The organism is Hahella sp. HN01, assembly GCF_018986435.1.
Taxonomy (GTDB): domain Bacteria; phylum Pseudomonadota; class Gammaproteobacteria; order Pseudomonadales; family Oleiphilaceae; genus Hahella.
Window position 1 is genome coordinate 42,083 of record NZ_JAHMIN010000014.1, and the last position, 21,590, is coordinate 63,672.

The 21,590-nt window shown below is 54.0% G+C and carries 22 protein-coding genes; 8 read left to right on the forward strand and 14 right to left on the reverse strand.

Annotated elements, in window-relative coordinates:
* Window positions 1-141 precede the first annotated feature (141 nt).
* On the reverse strand, window positions 142-351 hold the full coding sequence (gene rpoZ / locus KP814_RS14895) for a DNA-directed RNA polymerase subunit omega (protein WP_011400017.1): 210 nt from the start codon (window positions 349-351) through the stop codon (window positions 142-144).
* A 49-nt stretch (window positions 352-400) separates the two neighbouring features.
* On the reverse strand, window positions 401-1,027 hold the full coding sequence (gene gmk / locus KP814_RS14900) for a guanylate kinase (protein ID WP_216737510.1): 627 nt from the start codon (window positions 1,025-1,027) through the stop codon (window positions 401-403).
* A gap of 228 nt (window positions 1,028-1,255) precedes the next feature.
* Here gmk and KP814_RS14905 point away from each other — a divergent pair, with 228 nt between their 5' ends.
* Complete coding sequence (locus tag KP814_RS14905; protein ID WP_216737511.1) at window positions 1,256-2,215, forward strand: LysR family transcriptional regulator; 960 nt, start codon at window positions 1,256-1,258, stop codon at window positions 2,213-2,215.
* A 158-nt stretch (window positions 2,216-2,373) separates the two neighbouring features.
* Here KP814_RS14905 and KP814_RS14910 read toward each other — a convergent pair whose 3' ends face one another.
* The 5 genes from KP814_RS14910 to eat form a co-directional block, all read right to left on the reverse strand.
* Window positions 2,374-3,090: a GMP synthase gene (locus tag KP814_RS14910; RefSeq protein WP_216737512.1), complete on the reverse strand. Its 717-nt coding sequence runs from the start codon at window positions 3,088-3,090 to the stop codon at window positions 2,374-2,376.
* A gap of 16 nt (window positions 3,091-3,106) precedes the next feature.
* Entirely contained in the window at window positions 3,107-4,270 is a 1,164-nt protein-coding gene (locus KP814_RS14915; RefSeq protein WP_216737513.1) for an iron-containing alcohol dehydrogenase, read from the reverse strand.
* Window positions 4,271-4,329: 59 nt separating this feature from the next.
* On the reverse strand, window positions 4,330-5,718 hold the full coding sequence (locus KP814_RS14920) for an aldehyde dehydrogenase family protein (protein ID WP_216737514.1): 1,389 nt from the start codon (window positions 5,716-5,718) through the stop codon (window positions 4,330-4,332).
* A gap of 64 nt (window positions 5,719-5,782) precedes the next feature.
* On the reverse strand, window positions 5,783-7,162 hold the full coding sequence (locus KP814_RS14925; protein ID WP_216737515.1) for a glutamine synthetase family protein: 1,380 nt from the start codon (window positions 7,160-7,162) through the stop codon (window positions 5,783-5,785).
* Between the two features lie 92 nt (window positions 7,163-7,254).
* Window positions 7,255-8,733, reverse strand: coding sequence for an ethanolamine permease (gene eat, locus KP814_RS14930; RefSeq protein ID WP_253938396.1), 1,479 nt, complete (start codon window positions 8,731-8,733; stop codon window positions 7,255-7,257).
* A 266-nt stretch (window positions 8,734-8,999) separates the two neighbouring features.
* On the opposite strand from eat, the gene KP814_RS14935 reads away from it, so the two are divergent.
* A complete protein-coding gene (locus tag KP814_RS14935; RefSeq protein WP_216737516.1) occupies window positions 9,000-9,473 on the forward strand; it encodes a hypothetical protein in 474 nt (157 codons plus the stop codon).
* Window positions 9,474-9,485: 12 nt separating this feature from the next.
* Here the strand turns inward: KP814_RS14935 and zapE are convergent, their stop codons facing one another.
* The 4 genes from zapE to KP814_RS14955 all read right to left on the reverse strand — a co-directional run bounded on the left by zapE (window position 9,486) and on the right by KP814_RS14955 (window position 13,300).
* Window positions 9,486-10,673, reverse strand: a complete 1,188-nt coding sequence (gene zapE / locus KP814_RS14940; RefSeq protein WP_216737517.1) for a cell division protein ZapE — start codon at window positions 10,671-10,673, stop codon at window positions 9,486-9,488.
* A 71-nt stretch (window positions 10,674-10,744) separates the two neighbouring features.
* Window positions 10,745-11,638 carry a GIY-YIG nuclease family protein gene (locus KP814_RS14945; protein ID WP_216737518.1) on the reverse strand — a complete coding sequence of 298 codons (894 nt, stop codon included), beginning with the start codon at window positions 11,636-11,638 and terminating at the stop codon, window positions 10,745-10,747.
* A 154-nt stretch (window positions 11,639-11,792) separates the two neighbouring features.
* Window positions 11,793-12,659: a YicC/YloC family endoribonuclease gene (locus KP814_RS14950; protein WP_216737519.1), complete on the reverse strand. Its 867-nt coding sequence runs from the start codon at window positions 12,657-12,659 to the stop codon at window positions 11,793-11,795.
* Window positions 12,660-12,919: 260 nt separating this feature from the next.
* A complete protein-coding gene (locus KP814_RS14955; RefSeq protein ID WP_216737520.1) occupies window positions 12,920-13,300 on the reverse strand; it encodes a hypothetical protein in 381 nt (126 codons plus the stop codon).
* Window positions 13,301-13,581: 281 nt separating this feature from the next.
* Here KP814_RS14955 and rph point away from each other — a divergent pair, with 281 nt between their 5' ends.
* Window positions 13,582-14,298 (forward strand): ribonuclease PH, encoded by a 717-nt coding sequence (rph, locus tag KP814_RS14960; RefSeq protein ID WP_216737521.1) that lies wholly within the window; start codon window positions 13,582-13,584, stop codon window positions 14,296-14,298.
* Between the two features lie 88 nt (window positions 14,299-14,386).
* Here the strand turns inward: rph and KP814_RS14965 are convergent, their stop codons facing one another.
* The gene (locus KP814_RS14965) at window positions 14,387-15,160 is read right to left on the reverse strand and encodes an exodeoxyribonuclease III (protein ID WP_216737522.1); all 774 of its coding nucleotides are present in this window, start codon (window positions 15,158-15,160) and stop codon (window positions 14,387-14,389) included.
* Between the two features lie 81 nt (window positions 15,161-15,241).
* Here KP814_RS14965 and pyrE point away from each other — a divergent pair, with 81 nt between their 5' ends.
* A complete protein-coding gene (gene pyrE, locus KP814_RS14970) occupies window positions 15,242-15,889 on the forward strand; it encodes an orotate phosphoribosyltransferase (protein WP_011400040.1) in 648 nt (215 codons plus the stop codon).
* Here pyrE and KP814_RS14975 read toward each other — a convergent pair.
* Window positions 15,886-16,665, reverse strand: a complete 780-nt coding sequence (locus KP814_RS14975; protein ID WP_253938397.1) for a sulfite exporter TauE/SafE family protein — start codon at window positions 16,663-16,665, stop codon at window positions 15,886-15,888. The two genes, pyrE and KP814_RS14975, sit on opposite strands and share 4 nt — an antisense overlap.
* A gap of 143 nt (window positions 16,666-16,808) precedes the next feature.
* Between KP814_RS14975 and KP814_RS14980 the strand changes: the two genes are divergently transcribed.
* The gene (locus KP814_RS14980) at window positions 16,809-17,393 is read left to right on the forward strand and encodes an ABC transporter ATPase (RefSeq protein WP_253938398.1); all 585 of its coding nucleotides are present in this window, start codon (window positions 16,809-16,811) and stop codon (window positions 17,391-17,393) included.
* A gap of 67 nt (window positions 17,394-17,460) precedes the next feature.
* Here KP814_RS14980 and KP814_RS14985 read toward each other — a convergent pair whose 3' ends face one another.
* On the reverse strand, window positions 17,461-17,835 hold the full coding sequence (locus tag KP814_RS14985; RefSeq protein ID WP_216737525.1) for a hypothetical protein: 375 nt from the start codon (window positions 17,833-17,835) through the stop codon (window positions 17,461-17,463).
* A 366-nt stretch (window positions 17,836-18,201) separates the two neighbouring features.
* On the opposite strand from KP814_RS14985, the gene KP814_RS14990 reads away from it, so the two are divergent.
* The 3 genes from KP814_RS14990 (at window position 18,202) to KP814_RS15000 (ending at window position 21,577) form a co-directional block, all read left to right on the forward strand.
* Entirely contained in the window at window positions 18,202-19,488 is a 1,287-nt protein-coding gene (locus KP814_RS14990) for an MgtC/SapB family protein (protein ID WP_216737526.1), read from the forward strand.
* A gap of 31 nt (window positions 19,489-19,519) precedes the next feature.
* The gene (gene yegQ / locus KP814_RS14995; protein ID WP_216737527.1) at window positions 19,520-20,860 is read left to right on the forward strand and encodes a tRNA 5-hydroxyuridine modification protein YegQ; all 1,341 of its coding nucleotides are present in this window, start codon (window positions 19,520-19,522) and stop codon (window positions 20,858-20,860) included.
* 231 nt (window positions 20,861-21,091) lie between these two features.
* Window positions 21,092-21,577 (forward strand): fibronectin type III domain-containing protein, encoded by a 486-nt coding sequence (locus tag KP814_RS15000; RefSeq protein ID WP_216737528.1) that lies wholly within the window; start codon window positions 21,092-21,094, stop codon window positions 21,575-21,577.
* The last annotated feature ends 13 nt before the right edge of the window (window positions 21,578-21,590 follow it).

The window sequence follows — 21,590 nt, forward strand, 5'->3', positions numbered from 1 at the left end:
GCGGTACACAAAATAAAAATGGCGGAGATGAAAAAACCGGACAATCAGCCCAGATTTTTTACAGCTGTATAAATCAATATAAAGATAAAGAGGGGAATTTCAAGAGAGGGTGAAGTCAGGCCCCTTTGCGGGGCCCGGACGTTAGTCTTCGTCTTGCTCAAGCATCTCAGATGTGATGAGGCCTGCAGCGATTTCGCGCAGTGCGACGACAGTGGGCTTATCATTTTCCCACTCGACCTTAGGGTCTTTGCCATACTGGCTGATCTGACGAGCGCGCTTCGAAGCCAGCATGACTAGCTCAAAACGGTTATCTACATGATCCAGACAGTCTTCAACGGTTACTCGCGCCATAACACACCCTTTACCAGTGCCAGTTCAGAAAATGACCGCGTAGTTTAGGCTAACTCGACTGGGATGACAACATCCCGCGGAGTTCGGCTTCGAAGCGCACTTGCTGTACGGATAAACGCAGTCGCTCAGCCCGAAAAACGGACTTCAAATCCGCCAGTGCGTGATCGAAGTCATCGTTGAATACAAGATAGTCGTATTCCGGATAATGGGAAATTTCATTCGCCGCTTCCTGCAAACGACGCTGAATTACTTCGGCGCTGTCCTGGCCGCGAGACTCCAGACGCTGCTGCAAGGCTTCCAGAGAAGGAGGCAGGATGAAGATGGATTTGGCTTCCGGGCGCAGTTTGCGCACCTGTTGCGCGCCCTGCCAGTCAATTTCCAGGATAACGTCAACGCCTTTCGCCAGGGTCGATTCCACCCAGACCTGAGACGTGCCGTAGAAATTGCCGAACACTTCCGCGTGCTCCAGGAAATCTCCCGCCTGCGCCTGCGCCAGAAACTCTTCGCGGGAGATGAAAAAGTAATTCACCCCATCCTGTTCGCCCGGACGCACCTGACGGGTCGTGTGGGAGATGGAGACTTGCGCCAGTTTATCTTCTTTGAGTAAAGCCGACACCAAACTGGTCTTACCCGCCCCGGAGGGCGCTGAAATAATATATAACTGACCTCTGGCCATGAGATATCCTTCGTTATTCTGGGTGCTGGCGAAAAATGATTAAGTAATCCGGACAGTTAACAAATCAAGTTAACCAACGAATTCCAGTTAACCAACACGCTCTAGTTAATCAACAATAGTACCAGAGTTGTGATGGGTTGTAGCGGACCTTTGCATTCAGAGGCCGCTCCGTGCAATCCTGCAACAGGCGATAAACGCCCATGCATACAACCCTGATTCGTAGAAGTTATGGCAACACGTTTCGGTTTCGACCTCCGCGCTCTGAGTATTTTCGCCCACGTCGCCAAGACCGGGAATATGAGCCACTCCGCTGAGCAGCTGGGAATGACGCAAAGTTCGATCTCCCAGGCCTTGTCCAAGCTGGAGGAATCGCTGCAGACCCGGCTGTTCGATCGCACGGTCCGTCCCATGGAGCTGACCAGCGCCGGGCGCTTCCTGTACGACCGCAGCACCGCCCTGTTGCAGGAAGCGGAGCAGACCAGTCAGGCCATTCTGCAATCGGATTTCGCGCAACTGCGCCTCATAAAGATCGCGTTAACCGACTCCATCGTCACCTCGGTGGGACGATCGCTGCTGGATGCGGTGAAAAAACGCGCCCATGACTGGTCGATCAGCACAGGGCTATCGCATCTGCACGGCCATTCCCTGCTATCGCGCAACACCGATATTATTATTTCTGATGACGCCTTAGAGGATTACGCTGATCTGTCCCGTTACCGCATCCTGCGGGAACCGTTCATTCTGGCCCTTCCCAACGACTACAATGGCCCCGCCGACGACCTCAACAAACTGGCGGCGGAGTTGGACTTTGTCCGTTACGGCGCTCACTCCCTCATCGCTCGGGGTATCGAGCGGCATTTGCGCGCGGTGCGGGTGGAGGCTCCAGACAGACTGCAACTGGATAACTCCTACGCCATTGTCTCCGCCGTGTCGGCGGGCATGGGCTGGACGATCACCACGCCTCTGTGTTTATTCCAAAGCGGCATCAAGCAGCATCACGTACAAATCCGCCGCTTGCCCGGCGAACAGCTGTTCCGCTCGATTACTCTGACTGCCCGCAAGGGAGAGCTGGGGGACCTGCCCCGGGAAGTCGCCCAGGACTGTATCGCTATATTGAAGCAGGATTTCCTGTCGTTAATGGCGACGGAACACCCCTGGATGATGGAATATCTGACTTTAGGGGATTAAAAAACGGCCGCGTCTGGCGTCGCCCCATGGGACGCTAGCGCAGCCAAAGAGGGTTGAGGGGGAACGCGCAGAGCTCGACTCTGCGTGTGTCCGATACAATATGTCCGATACAGTGCACCGATATAAACAGTGCGCCCGATAAAAAGAGCAGAGAGGGCTTAACGGGTCAGCCGTCCTCCTGCGAAAAAGTTGATGATCCACTGCATCATCAAACGATCATCCACCGGCGCCGATAGAGACGTCTTGCCTTCGCGAATGCGCGGCGCTGGAATGCGATCCGTCCGTTTGTCCATCAAGGCGCTGGAGTATGCCTTGCTGAATTCAGGATGCCCCTGCACCGTCATCAGATCAGAGCCGTACTGCAACAGGTAGAAGGGACAGAAGGTACTGCTCGCCAGCACTTCCGCGCCTTCCGGCAACTGCGTGATCTGATCTTGATGGCTGACCACCAGGTCCAGGGAAGGCTGATAAGGCTCCATCCAGTTTTTGCGCACGCCAATCTGATTGAAGGACATGCCCACGCCCCAGCCGCGATTGGACTTCTCCACCTGGCCTCCCAGCGCTTTGGCCAATAATTGATGGCCAAAGCAGATGCCCACAAACTTTTTCCCCGCCGTAGCGACCGCCAGCACAAAACTCTCCAGCTTTTCGATCCACTGCGCGCCGTCATTCACGCCATGGCGACTGCCGGTGGTGATGTAGCCGTCGCAGGCGTCGACGGAGTCCGGCAGTTCGCCGTCCATCGCCCGATAGGTGACGAAAGTCCATTGCGGCGCCAGCTCTCCCAACGCCGCTTCAAACATCGCCGGATAATTCCCGAATTCCGGCTGTAATTCCTCCATAACGTCGTCACACTGCAAAATGCCAATTCTCATCCGCCTCTCCCTGCCTTCAAAGACGTCCGTGTACTGCATTTCTGAAGAGTTCGGCGTACTGGCCGGCATCGAATGCAACCGGGTTGCCGCCGGCGGAGGGGTCTTCCACCGCCATGGCGCCGACTCGCTCCGCATCACTGTCATCAATGCCGATCGCTGACAAAGCATGTGGAATACCCAGGCTTTCACGCAGCGCCAGCACCCAGTTCAGGAAGCCGTCGAACCCTTGCTCCGACAAGTCCAGATAACGCACCAGACGAGTAATGCGCTCTTCAATCGCCTCGCGGTTCGCCTTGAGCACGTATGGCATGAGAATCGCGTTGAGCAGGCCATGATGCGCGTTGTACAAAGCGCCCAGCGGATGCGCCAGGGCGTGCATGCCGCCAAGGCCTTTCTGGAACGCTGTAGCGCCCATGCTGGAGGCGACCAGCATCTGCGTGCGCGCTTCGATATCAGCGCCGTCCGCGACAGCGCGGGGCAGATAGTCTTTCACCAGACGGATGCCTTCCACCGCAATGCCTTCCGCCAGGGGGTGATAAAAAGGCGAACACAAGGCTTCCAGATTATGGGAAAGCGCGTCCATCCCCGTCGCAGCCGTGATGGGCGGCGGCAGGCCGACGGTTAACTCTGGGTCCAGAATCACCAGCGCTGGCAGCATACGCGGATGGAAGATAATCTTTTTGACGTGCTTGGCGGCGTCCGTGATCACCGAGGCCCGCCCGACTTCCGAACCTGTTCCCGCCGTCGTGGGCACGGCGACCACTGGGGCCATGCCAGCTTCGTTGACACGCGTCCAGTTGTCGCCGACATCTTCAAAATCCCATAACGGACGATCCTGTCCAACCATCAGCGCCACCGCTTTGGCGGCGTCCAGCGCAGAACCGCCGCCAAAGGCGATGACGCCATCATGGCCGCCAGCGCGATAGGCAGCGACACCCGCTTCCACATTTTCCCCCGTGGGATTGCCTTGAATGTCCGCAAATAGCCCGCATTGCAGCCCGGCGTCACGGCAGAGAGCGACGGTGTCCTGCACCATCGGCAAGGATTTCAGACCTGGGTCGGTTATCAGCAGAGGCGACCGCATGCCGAGATTACGACAGAGTTCCGGCAGTTCCCGGATACGTCCGGCGCCGGTGCGGATGGCGGTCGGATAATTCCAATTGGCTTGTAGTGCGCTCATGTACAGTCTCTTTAATACGCTCGTTAAAGTTTTTGTTTCGCCATTGTCTATGAGTGGCGTTACAGCATCTTGATATGGAAAGACTTGGGCCGGGTCAGGGATTCATAGCCCAGCTTGGACAAAGTGCAGCCCCGCCCGGAGTTCTTCACGCCGGTCCAGGCCAACGCAGGGTCCAGATAATCGCAGCGGTTGATAAAAAAAGTGCCGGTCTCAACCTGCTCGCCCAGCGCCACGCCTGCATCCAGATCCCGCGTAAAAATAGACGCGGTCAGGCCGAATTCGCTGTCGTTCATTAGCGCCACGGCTTCCTCATCGGACGCCACTTTCTGGATGCCGACAACCGGACCGAAGGATTCTTCGGTCATTACCCGCATTCCGTGATCAACATTGGTCAGCACCTGTGGAGCCAGATAAGGCGTTCCCTCTTTATCCATCTCAAAGTCCGCGGGATTGATATGGGCGACGGCCCCCTGCTCCACGGCTTCGCGCACCTGTCCCCGCACGAATTCCGCCGCAGAAGCCCGCACCAGCGGCCCCAAGGTAGTGTTGGGGTCATCGGAGCGCCCCAAACGATAACTTCTGACCAGGGCGACGGCCTTCTCCACAAAAGCGTCGTAAACGGATTCATGCACATAGATACGCTCAATGCCGCAGCAGGACTGCCCCGAGTTGAAGAAAGCGCCATCAATGGTGGTTTCCACAGCGTGATCAATATCCGCGTCCGCACGTACATAGGCGGGGTCTTTGCCGCCCAGTTCCAGACCTACGCCGATAAAACGGCCTGCGGCGGCGCGCTCGACCATGGCTCCGCCTGGGACGGAGCCGGTAAACGCGACGTAGTGAATGTCCGGCGAGCCGATCAGCGCTTCCGTATCCGCATGATTCAAATGCAGGTATTGGAATACGCCGTCAGGCAAGCCTGCTTCACGGAAAGCTTCGTCAATGCGCTCCGCGCACAACGGCGTTTGCGCGGAATGCTTGAGCAGCACGGCGTTGCCGGCCAGGATCGCCGGCACAATAGCGTTGACCGCCGTCAAATAAGGGTAGTTCCAGGGCGCAATGACAAAGGCCACGCCCACGGGCTCACGTTTGATATAGCGGCGAAAGCCCGGCTTCTCATCCAACTCTATCGGCGCCAGCGCTTCTTCCGCGACATCGATCATAAAACGGGCGCGCTCTTCAAATCCGCCCACCTCTCCCGCCGCGTAGCGAATGGGCCGCCCCATTTGCCAACACAACTCTGTCGCGATCTCCTCGCGCTTGGCGACAAAGGCGTCCACCATCTTGCGACAGATATCCCGCCGCTGCGCTAACGTGGCGCCCTTCCACTCGCGCTGGGCTTGCGCCGCTTTAGCCGTGGCGGCGGCGATGGCCGCTTGATCAGCGTAGGGACGCTCAACATAGAGAGATCCGTCCACAGGGGACCAAGTCTTCTGCATAGTGCTCATCTTCGATTCTCTTACCTTTACTTAAAGGATAGTCATGGGACTGAAGGTCATTCTGATCGTCGCGCTAGATAATCTCGAAATAGCGCTCCAGCTCCCAATCCGTGATATGGCGACGGAATTCGCGGCCTTCCCAATCACGAGTGGCGGCGTAATGTTCAACAAACTCATTACCAAACAGCTCCCGCGCCGCTTCCGAGCGACGCAAAGCCGCCGCGGCGTCCACCAACGTGGACGGCAACGCCAGCTGCTTGGGATGCTCCTGATCGTAGGCGTTACCAGACACCATCTCCTCCGGCTCCAGTTCGTGTTCAATACCGTAAAGACCCGAGCCGAGAGACGCCGCCAGAGCGATATAGGGATTGGCGTCGGCGGAGCCCAGTCGATATTCGACCCGCTGCGACTTGTCCGATCCGGGAATGACCCGCAGCGCGGTGGTGCGGTTTTCGCAGCCCCAGGTCGCATCGGTCGGAGCCCAGAAGCCCGGCACCAAGCGGGAATAGGCGTTCACGGTTTGCGCCATCATCGCCAGCATTTCCGGCATCAGCTTTTGCTGACCGGCGATAAAGTGACGCTGCATCTTGCTCATGTTCATGGGCTGACCGGCTTCATAGAAGGCCGACTTGCCGCTTTCTTTATGGCGCAACGACATATGGATGTGCCCGGATTGGCCGGGATAGTCGTTGGACCACTTGGCCATGAACGTGGCCATCATGTTCTTGCGCTGCGCCCATACTTTGGTGAAGGTCTTGAATAAAGCCGCCTTATCCGCCGCTGCGCAGGCCGAATCCACCGTCAATGCCGCTTCCAGTACGCCAGGTCCGGTTTCGGTGTGCAGTCCTTCCAGAGGGAAGTCCATTTTTTCGCACAGGTCCAACAGCTCGTGATAAAGCTCCGCGTGCACGGAGTTACGCAGCATGGAATAGCCAAAGAAGCCCGGCGTGATCGGCTCCAGGTTGCGATATCCCTTGGCGCGGGCGGAATGCGGCGTTTCGTTGAACATGAAGAACTCATATTCAAAGGCGGCGTAGGCGTCCAGCCCCATGTCTTCCGCACGACGCAGTACCCGCGACAACACATTACGCGGACAGATACGCGCAGCGGGTCCATCAAAATCACACAAAAACAGCAGCATGCCCGGCTCAAAGGGGATGTCGCGGCAGCTCTCGGGCAGAATTTTCACCGGAGCGTCCGGGTAGCCTGTATGCCAGCCGGTATATTTAACGCCGACATTTTCATAAAGCTGGTCTTGTGAGTCCCAGCCCAACACCACGTCACAGAAGGCGAAGCCGCTTTCCAGTGAGGAAAAAAACTTCTCCTTACTCATGTACTTGCCGCGCATAACGCCATCGTTATCAAACAACCCGACCTTCACATGGGTCAGATTGCGCTCTTCCACAATCCGTTTGGCGTCGGCGATAGTTTTTACGTCTCTTGTCTTTATCATTTCTAATCCGCCTTGTTGTGATTCTTGTTCAGTCCTGTTGCAGATAATGATCCTGGAGCCGGCGCGCCGGCCCCGCAATCCCTTTAAGCCAATTAACTCAATTCAGCCTCGGCCTTGGCGATGGCCTCAAACTCTTCCTCAGGGGCTTTCGCCACCAGGTGATGTCGACTATAGAAGGCGAAATACGCCACCATCACCGCATAGAACACGGCTGACCACATCGCGGCCTCTTGGCTGACCAGGAACGTGCTGATGAACGCGGCGACAGATAGAAGCAGCGCGATCCCGGTCGTCAATATGCCCCCTGGCGTACGATAAGGACGGTGCATATTGGGCTCTTTAACTCGCAAAATGATGTGCGACAGCATCATCATGGCGTAAGAGATCGTGGCGCCAAACACCGCCATGGTGATCATCAAGTCTCCTTCTCCGGTCAATGACAGCAGAAACCCGATCACGCCCGGCACGACCAGCGCCATTGTCGGCACTTTGCGATTGCCGGTTAAGGACAGCCAGCGCGGCAGGTAACCTGCGCGGGACAAGGCGAACACCTGACGGGAGTACGCGAAGATAATGGAGAAGAAGCTGGCGATCAGACCCGCCAGACCCACCAGATTCACAAAGGTGGCCATCGCTGAACTTTCGCCGTATGCATGCTGCAGAGCGCCCACTAACGGCGCGCTGTGGTCTTTCATCAACTCAGCGCTGGAACCGCCCGGAGCGAGGAATAGCACCAATCCGCCGAAAATCAGCAGAATCACCATGGCGGTGATAATGCCTTTAGGCATGTCCTGGGCCGGGTTTTTGGTTTCTTCCGCGGCTAAAGGCACCCCTTCCACCGCCAGGAACAGCCACATGGCGAAAGGAATCGCCGCCCATATCCCAAAGTAGCCCTGCGGCAGGAAAGCGCTTGCGCCCACGGCGGATTCGTTAACGGCGATATCCGTCAGGTTGGCCAGTTCAAACTCAGGCAGCATCCCCAGGATAAACACCAGCAGCGCCGCCGCCGCAATGGCGGTGATGACCAGCATGATCTTCAACGCTTCGCCGGCGCCCCACAGGTGAATGCCCACAAAAATGATATAGAAAGCGGCGTAGACCAAGGGGCCGTTCAGACCGAACATCTCCCCCACATAGCCGCCAATAAAAATGGCGATGGCCGCAGGCGCGATAGCGTATTCGAGCAGAATGGCTGTGCCGGTCAGAAAGCCTCCAAGCGGGCCCATGGCGCGGCGCGCGAAGCCATAACCGCCGCCGGCGGTGGGAATAGCGGAAGAGAGCTCCGCCAGGCCGAACACCATGAAGGTGTACATCGCGGCCATCAGAATCGTGGCGATAAACATGCCGCCGAAACCGCCCTGCTCCAGGCCAAAGTTCCAGCCGGCGAAATCACCGGAGATAACATAAGAGACGCCAAGACTGGCCAGCAGAATCCATCCCGCCGCTCCCTTTTTTAATTGACGTTTTTCCAGATAATCATTGGATACATTCTCATAATCCACCGTTCCGACATGAGCAACTGAAGGCGCAATGCTGTTGTCAGACGCTGTGGCAGCGGACGTTTCGGCCATGGGTTTATCCCCCTGTTTATTGTTGTTTACTAGGACGACGCCCTATCTCCACAGAGATGAGCGCGCAGGCTTCAAACACCAACCGATTCTAGGAGGCCCCAAAAAACCCAGCAAATACAATCACTTTCGTCGAAAAGCTAGTATTAGGGAAACTTATAGTGCGCTGAAATGACGCGCCGGGCGCGTTATCCGCATGCCCTGAAAGGGGAATTGAAATAAACTGCCGGGAGAAGATTTACAGCAAAACGGGGCCAAAAGGAGGCATTGTGCTGGAAAAGATAAACGCCTGGATCGACGACACCAACCGTAAGAACTACGATCGCCGCCACGCCTGCACGGAGTTCGCCCAGGCATTCGCCGGCTTTTACTCATCGGAGTTCCTGGCCAGCGCCTATTTCGTGGTGACTGACGATATTCCCAGACCTGACTTTCCAGAACTGCGCCAAATGGGATTCGGCGAATTTATCGATATGCCCGTCAACGGCACGACCTATAAAGACACTTACTACATAAGGTCTTCAGCAGTTTCCGAGTTGCGAGTGCACTTTCATGAGCTGGTTCACGTAGTGCAGTGGCGTGAGCTGGGCGCGTTGAACTTTATCCAGCGTTATATGAAGGAAATTCTGACCTGCGGTTATGCAAACGCCCCTTTGGAGATCATGGCCTATGATCTGGATAAGCGCTACGGCGCGAAAGTCGACGCCTTTGATATTCCTGAATATGTCATCAGGAACCTGTAGCCCGACATCAAGTCAGGCCAGTTCCGACGGCTCGCGCAGATGCTGATACTCCAAAGACCCCATTTCCATCAATCGGCTGCGCGCCCGCTCAAATTCGAAAGTCAGCGCGCCGCGAGTATAGAGTTCCGCCAGAGGCGCTAAGGCGGTCATATAAAGCCGCACTTTGCGCTCGTACAACTCGTCCACCAGCGCAATAAATCGCCGCGCCGCGTCATCACTTCGCGACAACACCACGGCCCTTTCCCCGGTTGCGCCGGAACCGACGCTGCCGTCTTCCGTTCCCCGCGCCTTGATCCTCTCGTACGCCTCGCCGCTTAGGTGCGGGATATTGAGAAGAATAATCAGATCGAAGCGTTCAGCGAGATCAACGTAATCCAGATGACTGCGCGGTCCTTCGCAAAGAGCCGCAAAATCGAAAGCAATCCTCCGTCCGACGCGAGCCACATATGTGATATCGCGGGACAGCACCTTCAGCGTACACGACTTGTCTCTTTCCGCCACTAACTCAAAACGCTGCAGCAAGTCGCCCTCGACATCAGACAACTCAGACTGGTTACGCTCGACAAAATAAATAGCTTCCGGCTGCAATGCGCGTTCACGGTGATCCAGTCCGCCATCCATATGCAAAGTTTGCGTATGCGCCTGAATCGCAGCGATAGCAGGCAGAAAGCGAGAACGCTGCAAGCCATCCCAATACAGTCTTTCCGGCGGCGTATTACTCGTCGCCACCAGCGTCACATCGAACTCAAACAGCGACTGCAACAGCCCGCCCAGCAGCATGGCGTCGCCAATATCCGAGACGAAAAACTCATCAAAGCAAAGTACGGAATAGCGACGGCTGAAGTCTCTGGCGATCCGCCGCAACGGCTCAGGGGTTCCACTCAACGCCTGCAACTGCCGATGCACGGACGCCATAAAATGATGAAAATGCTGGCGCAAAACCTGTTCTGGATTGAGGCTGGCGACAAAAAGATCCATTAAAAACGTCTTGCCCCGCCCCACTTTGCCCCACAGATACAACCCCGACACATACTCCGACCGCCCCACCAACCACTTGGGACGATCGCCAGCGCCAGCCAACCGCTCATACAAATCCTGCAACGCATTCAAAGCCATCGCCTGCGACGGATCAGCCTGAATCTCACCTGCGTTGAGCAAAGAATCGTAGCGTTGTTTGGGGCTTATGGGAGTTGTGTACATCTCAACGTAGTAGTGAATTCTAAAGTTAAAGGGTCATCAGAAGATGATCTATGCAATTGCAATGCTCGGGACTATCTCGCCTTTTCCGCTTTGGATATCTCTTGTTCTTCCGCCGACTTCAGATCCTTGCCTGTCTCATCCTTCCACTCGACAAGTCCATTGGCGCTTCGCCCCATGATGACAGCCGCCGCAGCCGAAGGACTACTAAAGAGATAGTCTGTGTTGAAAAGTAACTTTTCGCCCGATATGCCTAATACCCCGGCTTCCATAAGCTCTTCCCTAAGAGCGTTGAAGCCTTTAGGAAAGGACGGCACAGTACTTGTGGCGGCTTCAGAGCCAGCGAACACAACAAATCCATCATTCGTGCGCTGCCCCCGACCACTAGCTCCTCTGGCGCCTTTCACATAAAAAATATCTGGTGATTGTGCCGATGCGTCATTCACTTTCACTAAAGGCTCAAACACCCTAAATCCCATCGTGTTGACGAGGATTTTTATATACTCAATAAACTCTTCCATCTCCGCTTGGTCAGACTCTGAAATGGCGCTTCGAGTGGGCGTATTGCCATTTTGAATATCAAACCGGCCAGCTGTTTTGGCAATATCGCAGAGTCTGGATTCAAGGTACTTGATGTGCGCCTTATTTAAATTCTCGTCTTTGCTGGTGAATACCACCGACTCATTCCAGAACTCTTTGTCTGACACATGCTTTACGAGACGCTCATAGGCATTCTCAGTTTCTCCCACATAGGCTTTGGGTTTAGCGGTGGGAGAGTCTGCGCGACCGAAAAGTATATACACAGCGGTTCCTTTCAGGTCGCTGCGGTCAGCACAATCTTTTACTTTGGCTCTCGGGATACGATAGGCCTTACCCGTCCAGTTGGATATTTCACACACCATCCTGCCTTCCGGATCAGCGTCCATCAAAAACAGCTTTATCGTCTTTCCATACTTCTTCGCGTACATGGCTTTCCTTAATCCTGTGCCTCTACAACCCACAGAAATGCAGCAATCCTAACTGAAAGGCGGCTCTTCGCCATAGGAATTTTCTACTCTATTCGGGCAATAAAAAACCCTGTATTCACAGGGTTTTCTGGCATTAGTCCTGTCCGACGTCGTTTTACTCGACGTTCTGCACCTGCTCTCGCATCTGCTCGATCAGCACCTTCAGCTCTACAGCGAACTGAGTGGTTTCGGTTACCAGGGATTTTGAGGAGAGGGTGTTGGCTTCGCGGTTGAGTTCCTGCATCAGGAAGTCCAGGCGGCGGCCCATCGGTTCTTTTTTGCCGAGGACTTCACGCACTTCATGGACATGGGCGTCAAGGCGATCCAGTTCTTCCGCTACATCCGCTTTCTGGGAAACAATCACCAGTTCCTGCTCCAGACGGGCGCTATCCACCGCCAGCTCCAACTCTTCGAAGCGGGCCTTCAGGGCCTCGTTTTGGCGCTCCAGGATGATGGGCATTCTCTGACGCACGCGGCCAACAATGTCCGTGATGGCGGTTAAGCGGTCTTCCAACATGGGACGAATGCGATCGCCTTCTCGTTCACGGGTCTTCACCAGGCTTTCCAGCGTCTGTTCGAACAGACTCACGGCTTCTTCTCTCACCGGCTCCAGATCCGTCTCCTCAGAGACCAGCACGCCAGGCCAATTGAGAAAGTCGAAAGCATTGATGTGCGCGGGATTATCCAGGATGCGGTTGATCTGATTGACCGCCTGATTCAGCTCATTGGCGAGACCAAGGTTCACCTGATAAGAAGGGGTGGCCTGAGATTCCTGTTGGAATTTAAGCTGACACTCCAGTTTGCCTCTCTGCACATACTGACGCATCGCTTCCCGCAGAGCGGGCTCAATTTCCCGTAAGACTTCAGGGATTCGAAACATGGGCTCCAGATAACGGTGGTTTACTGAGCGCACCTCCCAGGTGAGCACGCCCCATTCTCCTCTGGATTCCTGCCGTGCATAAGCAGTCATACTACGAATCATAAAGTCTCCAATCGCGATTCCTGAATGTTGAAAAAGACGGCGCGCCGACTTTCCGTGATGAGCAATACAGCCGGCGGCAGGTATATTATTTTCGGCGGTTCAGGTTGCTGCAGCTATAGGTGAACGGCATGACGCCTTACGCCGTCGCGGAGCCTGAGCCGGCCTCATTGAATAATAGTCGTTTAAGTTAGATGCAGATAGTCAGAGATGGCGATCCTGCCGGACCGCAATGAATATGCGGCGTTTTAGCGCAAACCAGATTACCAGTTATCTACCTGCCCCCTGTCGAATACCTTACCGCTAGCCACCGACGAATGCCAAATAAATATATTTTCCCGATAAACGTGAGTGCGCTTGCTGATCGCTTCCGCCAGCGCTTCGAACATTTGGTGAACTTTACCTGTATCGATCATGTCCGCCGTCAGCAGCTGAACCTGAACTGGATGGCTGTGGGTTTCCTGTAGACCGGCCACCCTGCCTTGATGAGCGTAGTGTCCTGGCGAAAGATATTCCCAGGTAATGTACACATTATCGACGTTGATATTTACGCTTTCCGCAAACTCCTTACTAATTCCCTCCAGCACCCTCGGCAAATCAGTGTCATGAGCTAACGGTAGCGACTTAATTTTAACTACCGGCATATAACCTCCTGAAAGGTTAACTCAATGAATCTTTCGGAATGGAAAATCGCCACGGAATAGATGAAAAACTTGGCGCCTCCTCAATCACAATAGCACAAGATCCAGCCCCCATTCATGCGCTTATTGGCTCTGGCGCAACTATTTTTCAACGCGCCTCCGGGCTCGATTCCCAGCCAAAACAGGCGTTGTTTAATGGCTTGCTAACCATGTCGTTCACTTATTCATATAGGCCTATCGTGCTACAATCCGCCCCCACATGAATCAATGAGAGCCAATGCATTATGAGACCCAGCGGAAGACAGCCCGACCAGACTCGCGACATCAAGATCACCAAGAACTACACGAAACATGCGGAAGGCTCCGTGCTGGTCGAGTTCGGCGACACCAAAGTCATCTGCACCGCCACGGTAGAAAACGGCGTTCCCCGTTTCCTGCGCGGTGAAGACCAAGGCTGGGTGACCGCAGAATACGGCATGCTGCCCCGCGCCACAGGCACTCGAAACCAACGTGAAGCCGCCAGAGGCAAACAGGGCGGTCGCACCCTGGAAATCCAACGTTTGATAGGTCGCTCCCTGCGCGCAGCGGTAGACCTGAAGAAAATGCCGGAGATTTCCATCACTATCGACTGCGACGTCATACAAGCTGACGGCGGCACCCGCACTGCTTCCATTACTGGCGGATTCGTCGCGATGGCGGACGCCATCAACAACCTAATCGCCAAAGGCCAGCTGAAAAACAATCCGATTCTGCACAAAGTCGCCGCTATTTCCGTAGGCGTTTACGAAGGCGTCCCCGTTGTGGATCTTGATTATGATGAAGATTCCAAGGCGGAAACGGACATGAACGTCGTCATGACGGATCAGGATGGATTTATTGAAGTGCAGGGAACTGCGGAAGCTGCGCCATTTTCAAGCGCGGAGCTGACGGCAATGCTGGATCTGGCTGGCAAGGGCATTCGCCAGTTGTTTGTAGCCCAGGAAGAAGTGCTACAAAGCTAAATAGAGAAAAGGGCGGACGGCGCCGCAACGCCGACTGCTTGACCGCGTCCCGCCAGATAAGCGGGGCAAGGCTCCGACAAAGCCCGCCCTAGAAGTCTACGTCGTAATCGACGATCAATGGCGCGTGATCAGAGAACCGGGTTTCGGTATCGATCCAGGCGCGTTTGATAGAGCTGCGTAGCCCTTGCGTGGCGATCTGATAGTCTACTCGCCAGCCTGAATGCTTACGCCAGCCTTCCGCTGATTCCGGCCACCACGTGTATTGGTTCTTTTCCCGGTTGATCTTGCGAAATGCGTCTACGTACTGCATTTCATCAAACACCTGATCAAACCAGGCCCGTTCCTGCGGCAGAAAGCCGGACACTTCCAAGCGGTGATAGCGGGGATTGGCGTCCGTCACCAGGTGAGCAGTCTGGAGATTACCGCAGAATATAAACTGCCGGCGCTTACGCAACGTTTTCTGCAGATGATTGCCGAAAGCTTCCAGATACTCTTCTTTAGCCTGTTGTTTTTCGTCGTCCATCAATGCGCAGGGAACCATCAAAGAAGCAATGCTGACAGCGTCAAAGTCGGCCTGAATAAAAGCGCCGTTCATATCCGCCGGAGCATAGGAAAAGCCCATCATGATGGCTTTGGGAATCTGTCGGGTATAAATGCCGACCCCACCGTCTTCAAGCTTTTCCGCATCCAGAAAATAGGGCTCATAGCCTTCAGGACGATATTTGTCTTCGTCCAACTCATAAACCCGCATCCTGTGGTCCTGCACGCAAACGACGTCAGCGTCCTGGCGCGCCATCCACTCGAAGAATCCCTCTCCGACTGCGCGCTTCAGTCCGTTTACGCTGATTGTTACTACCCTCATAGATGTTACCTATAAAAATTTGCGTGTATGATACCTAATTCATATTTACTGCAAAAGAATCCAAGGGCTAAAGAAACTCTTATGCACGACTATCAAAAAGCGTTTATTGAGTTCGCCATTCAGCGTGAAGTGCTGAAATTCGGCCAATTTACACTTAAATCCGGCCGCAGCAGCCCGTACTTTTTTAACGCCGGATTATTCAATACATCCACAACGTTAGCGCAAATCGGGCACTTTTATGCGGCGGCCTTAACTTCCAGCCCATTGCAATACGACATGCTGTTCGGGCCGGCTTACAAGGGCATTCCCCTGGTTTCCGCTCTCGCCGTTACGTTGGCCAACGAAAAAAGCATGGACGTTCCCTACGCCTTTAACCGCAAAGAAGCCAAAGCCCATGGCGAAGGCGGCGTCATCGTTGGCGCTCCGCTGAAAGGCAAGGTGCTTATCGTGGACGATGTAATTACTGCAGGCACAGCCATCCGTGAAGTCATCTCGATCATCAAGGCGAATGGCGCGGAACCCGCTGGCGTGCTCATCGCTCTTGACAGGCAAGAGCGCGGACAGCATCAGTTGTCGGCGATTCAAGAGATAGAGCAAAACTACCAGATTCCCGTCACAGCTATTATCCAGCTAGATCAAATTCTCGAGTTTCTTAAGTCTGACCCGCACTTTTCCGACAACTATAAGCAGGTTGCCGAGTATCGTGCCGTTTACGGCGTGCAAAGTTAATTCGTAACTTCCACTAAACGTAAATCAGGCAGCCACCCGGCTGCCTTGAACATCAGACTGAACCCGACCAGTATCGTCAGCACTTCAAAAGCGCGCTTCACCATCGCACTGCCTTTGGCGATAGACCAGTGCGCGCCCAGATATCCTCCGGCCAGAGCGCCCAATATTAGAGGGATAAGCCAGTCCCAGCGCACTTCCGCCTGTAGCGCCAGAGAAAGAGCGCCTGCTCCATTCCAGAAAACGCCAACCAAAACCAATGTATACGCCACCGCCCCTTGATAGCTTAGCCCGAACCACACAATCAGCCACAATGTGACGAACAAACCTGTCCCAGACGTAATGGAGCCATTCAATGCGCCAATCCCGAACAATCCAATCGCTCCTACCGCATATCCCAATGTAGAGCGGTTCTTGCTGTGCGCCTGCATGCCCAACTGCGGGGAACGCATTGAATAAAGGCCCAACCCTGTCGTCAAAAGTCCCAACGCCATTTGCGCCGCATTATCATCAACCCCCAGAATAACCTGAGCGCCCAGTAAAACCCCTGGGAGGCCCGCCGCCAAAATGAATAACGCAAAACGCCAATCCAGCCCTTTCTCCCGCAGATGACGGAATGACGCCCCCACGCCCAAAGCGACGCTTGCTACTTTATGAGTAGCCAAAGCCACGGAGAAACTCAAGCCTAAAAACAACAACGCAGGAAGCTGCAGCAAACCAGAGCCGCCACCAGCCAAAGCGGATAGTCCGTTGGCAATTAATGAAATTATGAATAACATTATAAAAGTCATGCTAATTCCCATATGACCTTTAAACCCACTAATCAGGGGTTACCCAAGCGAAGTAACCATAATATAACTACATGATGCCATTAAAAAAAATCAGGGGAGCAAAGATTGCCGCAGGCGTACTGCTCTGCTTGATGTCGCTAACATTCGTACAGGCCGAAACCCTATTTTATCGATACAAGGACCAAAACGGCACATTAGTGTTAGGGAACTCCGTACCACCGGAGGCGGCGAAAAAGGGTTACCAGATTGTTGATGCATTCGGTCGCGTGATTAAGGACATCCCCGCTGCATTGACCCCGGAACAGATTATCGAGCGTGATCGCAAGCTGGCGGAGAAAGCGCAAAAGGAAGAGGAAGTCCGCAAACAACGCGAAGCGGATGAACTCCTCCTGCGGCTTTTCAGCCACCCGGATGACGCCGCCCGCGCCCGCGATCGCAAACTGCAAGAGCTGGACGGGTTAATCAGCCTCAAGCGTAATAATATTGAGGTGCTGGAAAAGAAGGTGGCGAGCCAGGAATCTCGAGCGGCGGACGCGGAAAGAGCGGGACGCGCTGTACCACAGGATTTACTGGATGAAATTCAGCGAGACACCAGCCAAGTACAACGGCTACAGAGTGAAATCGCCGCGCATGAAAAGGATCGTGAAGAAACAACCGCTGACTACGCTCAAAAAATTGAGCGCCTGAAATTCCTGCTTGAAAAAATAAACAACTGATCCGCTTTTCCGCCTCACCTAATCAAAAGAGCGCCAATAGGCGCCCTTTTGTCAAGAGTGCGAACTCTTAAGCTGCAGCTTCTTCCTCAGTAGTCTTAGAGGCCGGCTTTTCTGCAGTTTTTGTCGTTTTCTTAGCCGCGGCTTTGGATTTTTTGGCCTCGTCGTCGCTATCTTTTTCTGCGCCTTCGATCTTGGCCACCAGGTCCGCAGCAAAATCGTTTACACGCTGATTCCATGCGCGGAACGAAGAGTAAACGTTATCCAACATGTGGTCGTGCATTTCGCGCACGGACTTAACGGACAAATTCTTAGCTTCCTGCTCTATTTTCTCCGCGTATTCGAAAGGTTTCGCAGCAAGAGTGCGATGCTGCTCTTCTACTGTTTTGATTCCTTTTTCTACAGCGTCCTGAATTTGCTCCTGATATGACTTGAGCTTGCCCATCTTTGGTCTCCTACCGGTTTACTTTGAGATAAGGAACCCAGTTCCTTGCCTTGATTGCGCCCTCAAGATACGTGCAAAAATTAGAATAATCATACTAATCCAGGCCCCTTAAACAGGGGCTGAAAGGCAATTTGATCTACCTCAGAAAACGCTGAAAAAAATCCATTTACACTAGGATTGTCGCCGTTTCAGCGCGGACACGATCCCATTAGCTATACTTTTTAAGACATTGCCGTTTATCAAAAACACTGCGCGCCCTTGATGAATATGACAGTTCTATTCCGCCCTCATAATGGCGATAGCTCCAACCCGTTTCACGCCTTTTTGAAGCGGCGTTGAGCGGCTCATCCCCMCCCTCCCGCCAGTATGAACAGTCTGATTGATGCGCAATATCCGCTCCCCCATCTAGCCATGGCGCTGCTGCTTGGGCTGACCATCGGCATACAGCGCGGCTGGGTCAACCGTAACGAAGAGGCCGGCCATCGGGTAGCGGGGGTAAGAACGTTCGCTTTGATTGCGCTTCTGGGCGGTCTGACTACCTGGTTGGGCGAACAAATGGGGGAGTGGGTGCTGGCGGCGGGCATCATCGCCCTGGCGCTGATTCTTATCGCCGCTTATGTCACCAGCCAGAAACAACGCCTGGACATGAGCATCACTAGTTTGATCGCCTCAATGCTGACTTTTTTTTATGGCGCTTTGTGCGTCATGGGAGAGTTCTCCGTTGCGGCCACCATGACAGTCGTGACCGCCATATTGCTCGACCTCAAGCCGGAGCTGCACGGGTTTCTGAAAAAAATACGTGATGAAGAGCTGGACGCCGGGCTCAAGTTATTGGTGATGACCGTCGTCATGCTGCCAGTACTGCCCAACGAAGGGTTCGGTCCATGGGGCGCCATTAACCCCTATGAGGTTTGGTGGATGATTGTCTTAATCAGCGCCATTTCCTTTGTTGGCTATTTCGCAGTCAAAATAGGCGGCCCATCCAAGGGGATATTGATAACCAGCCTATTCGCAGGCTTGAGCTCTTCTACCGCGCTGACCCTGCATTTGTCCCGGGTCGCCAAAGACAATCAGGAGCATGCGCCACTTCTGGCGTCAGGCGTGTTGATCGCCTGCGGCACTATGTTCCCGAGGTTATTGCTGGTTATCTATATCGTCTACCCTCCGCTGGCTTATGCACTTGCCCCGCCCTTTGCTCTCATGGCTCTCTGCGTATACGCCTCCGCATTTTATTTCTGGCGCAGCCATTCGGGAATAAAAATCGAACAACCCGATCTCAAGCAGAATCCGCTGGAAATATCCTCTGCTCTGTTCTTTGGCTTCCTGCTGCTGCTCATCATGTTGCTCTCCAATGCACTGCACGAATGGTTGGGAGCCAGCGGCGTCTACGCTCTCAGCGCCATATCCGGATTGAGTGACGTAGACGCGATCAGTTTATCTCTGGCCCGTCTCGCCAAAGAGCCGGAGAAAGTGGCGCTACTAGTCGCCGCCTGGGGCATTTTTATCGCCGCTTGCAGCAATAGCCTGGTTAAGGCGGGTCTTGCATGGACCATCGGCAACCGTCCATTGGGAGTTAAAGTCGCGGCCGCCCTAGCCGCTTCCGGCGTTGCGGGACTGGCGATTTTGCTCCTGAACCCTATCCAAGTCTACTAATCACCGATCAACCGACAACGAAGTAAAAGCTATGAACAAACCTGAACTCCTGGCGCCAGCTGGCTCACTCAAACACATGCGTTTTGCATTCGCCTATGGCGCTGATGCGGTTTACGCCGGCCAGCCCCGCTATAGCCTGAGAGTGCGGGAGAATGATTTCAATCTCGCCACGCTGGCCGAAGGAATTGAAATAGCGCGGTCACAAGGCAAAAAGTTTTATGTCGCCGCCAACATCGCCCCTCACAACAGCAAAGTGAAAACCTTTCTGGACGATATGGCTCCTGTGATTGAAATGCGGCCAGACGCCCTGATCATGTCCGACCCTGGATTGATCATGATGGTTCGCGACAAATGGCCGGACATGCCCATTCATCTCTCCGTGCAGGCGAACGCCGTCAACTATGCCGCCGTTGAGTTCTGGCGCAGACAAGGACTGGAGCGGGTAATTCTGTCGCGGGAGCTGTCTTTGGAGGAAGTCGCAGAGATCAAGGAAAAGTCGCCACAGATGGAGCTGGAAGTCTTCGTTCATGGCGCGCTGTGCATCGCTTACTCTGGGCGCTGCCTATTGTCCGGCTACATCAATAAGCGCGATCCCAATCAAGGCACGTGCACAAATGCCTGCCGCTGGAAATACAACGCCATTCCAGCCACCCAGGATGACGCAGGCAATATCACAGCGCAGACCTGGGAGCCAACGCACTCTCAGTCTTGCAGCCCAACGCTGGGAGATGGCGGGATCACCTCAGAAATGTTTCTGTTGCAGGAAGATGGTCGACCAGATCAACTGATGCCCGCCTTTGAAGACGAACATGGCACTTACATTATGAACTCTAAAGATCTACGCGCCGTGCAGCATGTGGAGCGATTGTGTCGCATCGGCGTGCATTCTTTAAAAATCGAGGGGCGCACCAAGTCTCATTACTACGTCGCCAGGACGACGCAAGCGTACCGCCAGGCCATTGATGACGCCGTGGCTGGCGTCCCGTTTAACATGTCGCTGATGGACGATCTGGAGAAGCTTGCGCATCGGGGCTATACCGAAGGCTTTTACCGACGCCACGTACATGACGAGTATCAGAATTACGCAAATGGAACCTCGCTGTCCGGCAAGCAACAATTCGTCGGCGAAGTGTTGGAATACTCTCCTGAGAATGGTCAAGCCTTGATTGACGTTAAAAATAAAATATCTATTGGAGATTCCGTCGAAATTATGACACCAAGCGGAAATATGAGTTTTATCGTCAAAAAAATGGAAAATAAAAACGGACAAAATATTGACGTCGCCCCCGGCTCTGGGCATCGCATTCGCCTTCCGTTACCGGAGAACGCACCGAGTCGTCTAGACTTCAGCTTACTCATGCGAAACCTCTAGCCGCTCACCTTTAACGTGATAGACCTTTAAGCCTAGCCACATGGAAGTATGGCTATCAAATCCAAGTCGAATTATATTTTTGTGGGTAGTTAGTCACGAATTGATCATAAAAAGATAGCGTCGCGTCCGAATGTCGACTTTACTGAGCAATCAGTTCCTTTCTAAAAACTAGAAAGTCAGATGTTTTGACAATTATTAAGCCGTTTATCCGAAAGACTTCTTAAAATCGCCATGAAGATAGAATTGCTTGGCAGCGAAACCTTGCTTCGCGCCCGGAAGCTTATTGCATTTTTGTTTTTGGGAACCGTTGTTGCGACGGGTTCCGGTTGCAACCTGTCCGACTCGATAAGCGGAGACTCCCCCAAAAGCGCCGCACATAGCGGAGACGCAACACAGGGAGACGACTCATCGTCTTCCAACCCCAGCGCGGGAGTGCAAGGGCCGATTACGCCTAAAACCCTTTCCTGGAACACGCCCTGGACCCGTGAAGACGGCTCCTCCCTCGCCCTTAGCGAAATTGCAGCGTACGAAGTGGCCTATCGCAACCTGTCCAAAGGCGATGATGGGCGTGTAGTGATAGACGACGTTGGCGTCACCTCATTGAAGCTGTCAGGGTTCGCTTCAGGCAAATACGGTTTTAAGGTAAGAGTGATTGATTATGATGGCGTGGCGAGCGACTACTCTCAGGAAGTCACCGCCACTCTGAATAACGGATAGCTTTTACTCACTC

Excerpts from the sequence above, each read along its gene's own strand:
- rpoZ (WP_011400017.1), bottom strand. The coding sequence starts at position 351 with ATGGCGCGAGTAACCGTTGAAGACTGTCTGGATCATGTAGATAACCGT.
- gmk (WP_216737510.1), bottom strand. The coding sequence starts at position 1,027 with ATGGCCAGAGGTCAGTTATATATTATTTCAGCGCCCTCCGGGGCGGGT.
- KP814_RS14905 (WP_216737511.1), top strand. The coding sequence starts at position 1,256 with ATGGCAACACGTTTCGGTTTCGACCTCCGCGCTCTGAGTATTTTCGCC.
- KP814_RS14910 (WP_216737512.1), bottom strand. The coding sequence starts at position 3,090 with ATGAGAATTGGCATTTTGCAGTGTGACGACGTTATGGAGGAATTACAG.
- KP814_RS14915 (WP_216737513.1), bottom strand. The coding sequence starts at position 4,270 with ATGAGCGCACTACAAGCCAATTGGAATTATCCGACCGCCATCCGCACC.
- KP814_RS14920 (WP_216737514.1), bottom strand. The coding sequence starts at position 5,718 with ATGAGCACTATGCAGAAGACTTGGTCCCCTGTGGACGGATCTCTCTAT.
- KP814_RS14925 (WP_216737515.1), bottom strand. The coding sequence starts at position 7,162 with ATGATAAAGACAAGAGACGTAAAAACTATCGCCGACGCCAAACGGATT.
- eat (WP_253938396.1), bottom strand. The coding sequence starts at position 8,733 with ATGGCCGAAACGTCCGCTGCCACAGCGTCTGACAACAGCATTGCGCCT.
- zapE (WP_216737517.1), bottom strand. The coding sequence starts at position 10,673 with ATGTACACAACTCCCATAAGCCCCAAACAACGCTACGATTCTTTGCTC.
- KP814_RS14945 (WP_216737518.1), bottom strand. The coding sequence starts at position 11,638 with ATGTACGCGAAGAAGTATGGAAAGACGATAAAGCTGTTTTTGATGGAC.
- KP814_RS14950 (WP_216737519.1), bottom strand. The coding sequence starts at position 12,659 with ATGATTCGTAGTATGACTGCTTATGCACGGCAGGAATCCAGAGGAGAA.
- KP814_RS14955 (WP_216737520.1), bottom strand. The coding sequence starts at position 13,300 with ATGCCGGTAGTTAAAATTAAGTCGCTACCGTTAGCTCATGACACTGAT.
- rph (WP_216737521.1), top strand. The coding sequence starts at position 13,582 with ATGAGACCCAGCGGAAGACAGCCCGACCAGACTCGCGACATCAAGATC.
- KP814_RS14965 (WP_216737522.1), bottom strand. The coding sequence starts at position 15,160 with ATGAGGGTAGTAACAATCAGCGTAAACGGACTGAAGCGCGCAGTCGGA.
- pyrE (WP_011400040.1), top strand. The coding sequence starts at position 15,242 with ATGCACGACTATCAAAAAGCGTTTATTGAGTTCGCCATTCAGCGTGAA.
- KP814_RS14975 (WP_253938397.1), bottom strand. The coding sequence starts at position 16,665 with ATGTTATTCATAATTTCATTAATTGCCAACGGACTATCCGCTTTGGCT.
- KP814_RS14980 (WP_253938398.1), top strand. The coding sequence starts at position 16,809 with ATGTCGCTAACATTCGTACAGGCCGAAACCCTATTTTATCGATACAAG.
- KP814_RS14985 (WP_216737525.1), bottom strand. The coding sequence starts at position 17,835 with ATGGGCAAGCTCAAGTCATATCAGGAGCAAATTCAGGACGCTGTAGAA.
- KP814_RS14990 (WP_216737526.1), top strand. The coding sequence starts at position 18,202 with ATGAACAGTCTGATTGATGCGCAATATCCGCTCCCCCATCTAGCCATG.
- yegQ (WP_216737527.1), top strand. The coding sequence starts at position 19,520 with ATGAACAAACCTGAACTCCTGGCGCCAGCTGGCTCACTCAAACACATG.
- KP814_RS15000 (WP_216737528.1), top strand. The coding sequence starts at position 21,092 with ATGAAGATAGAATTGCTTGGCAGCGAAACCTTGCTTCGCGCCCGGAAG.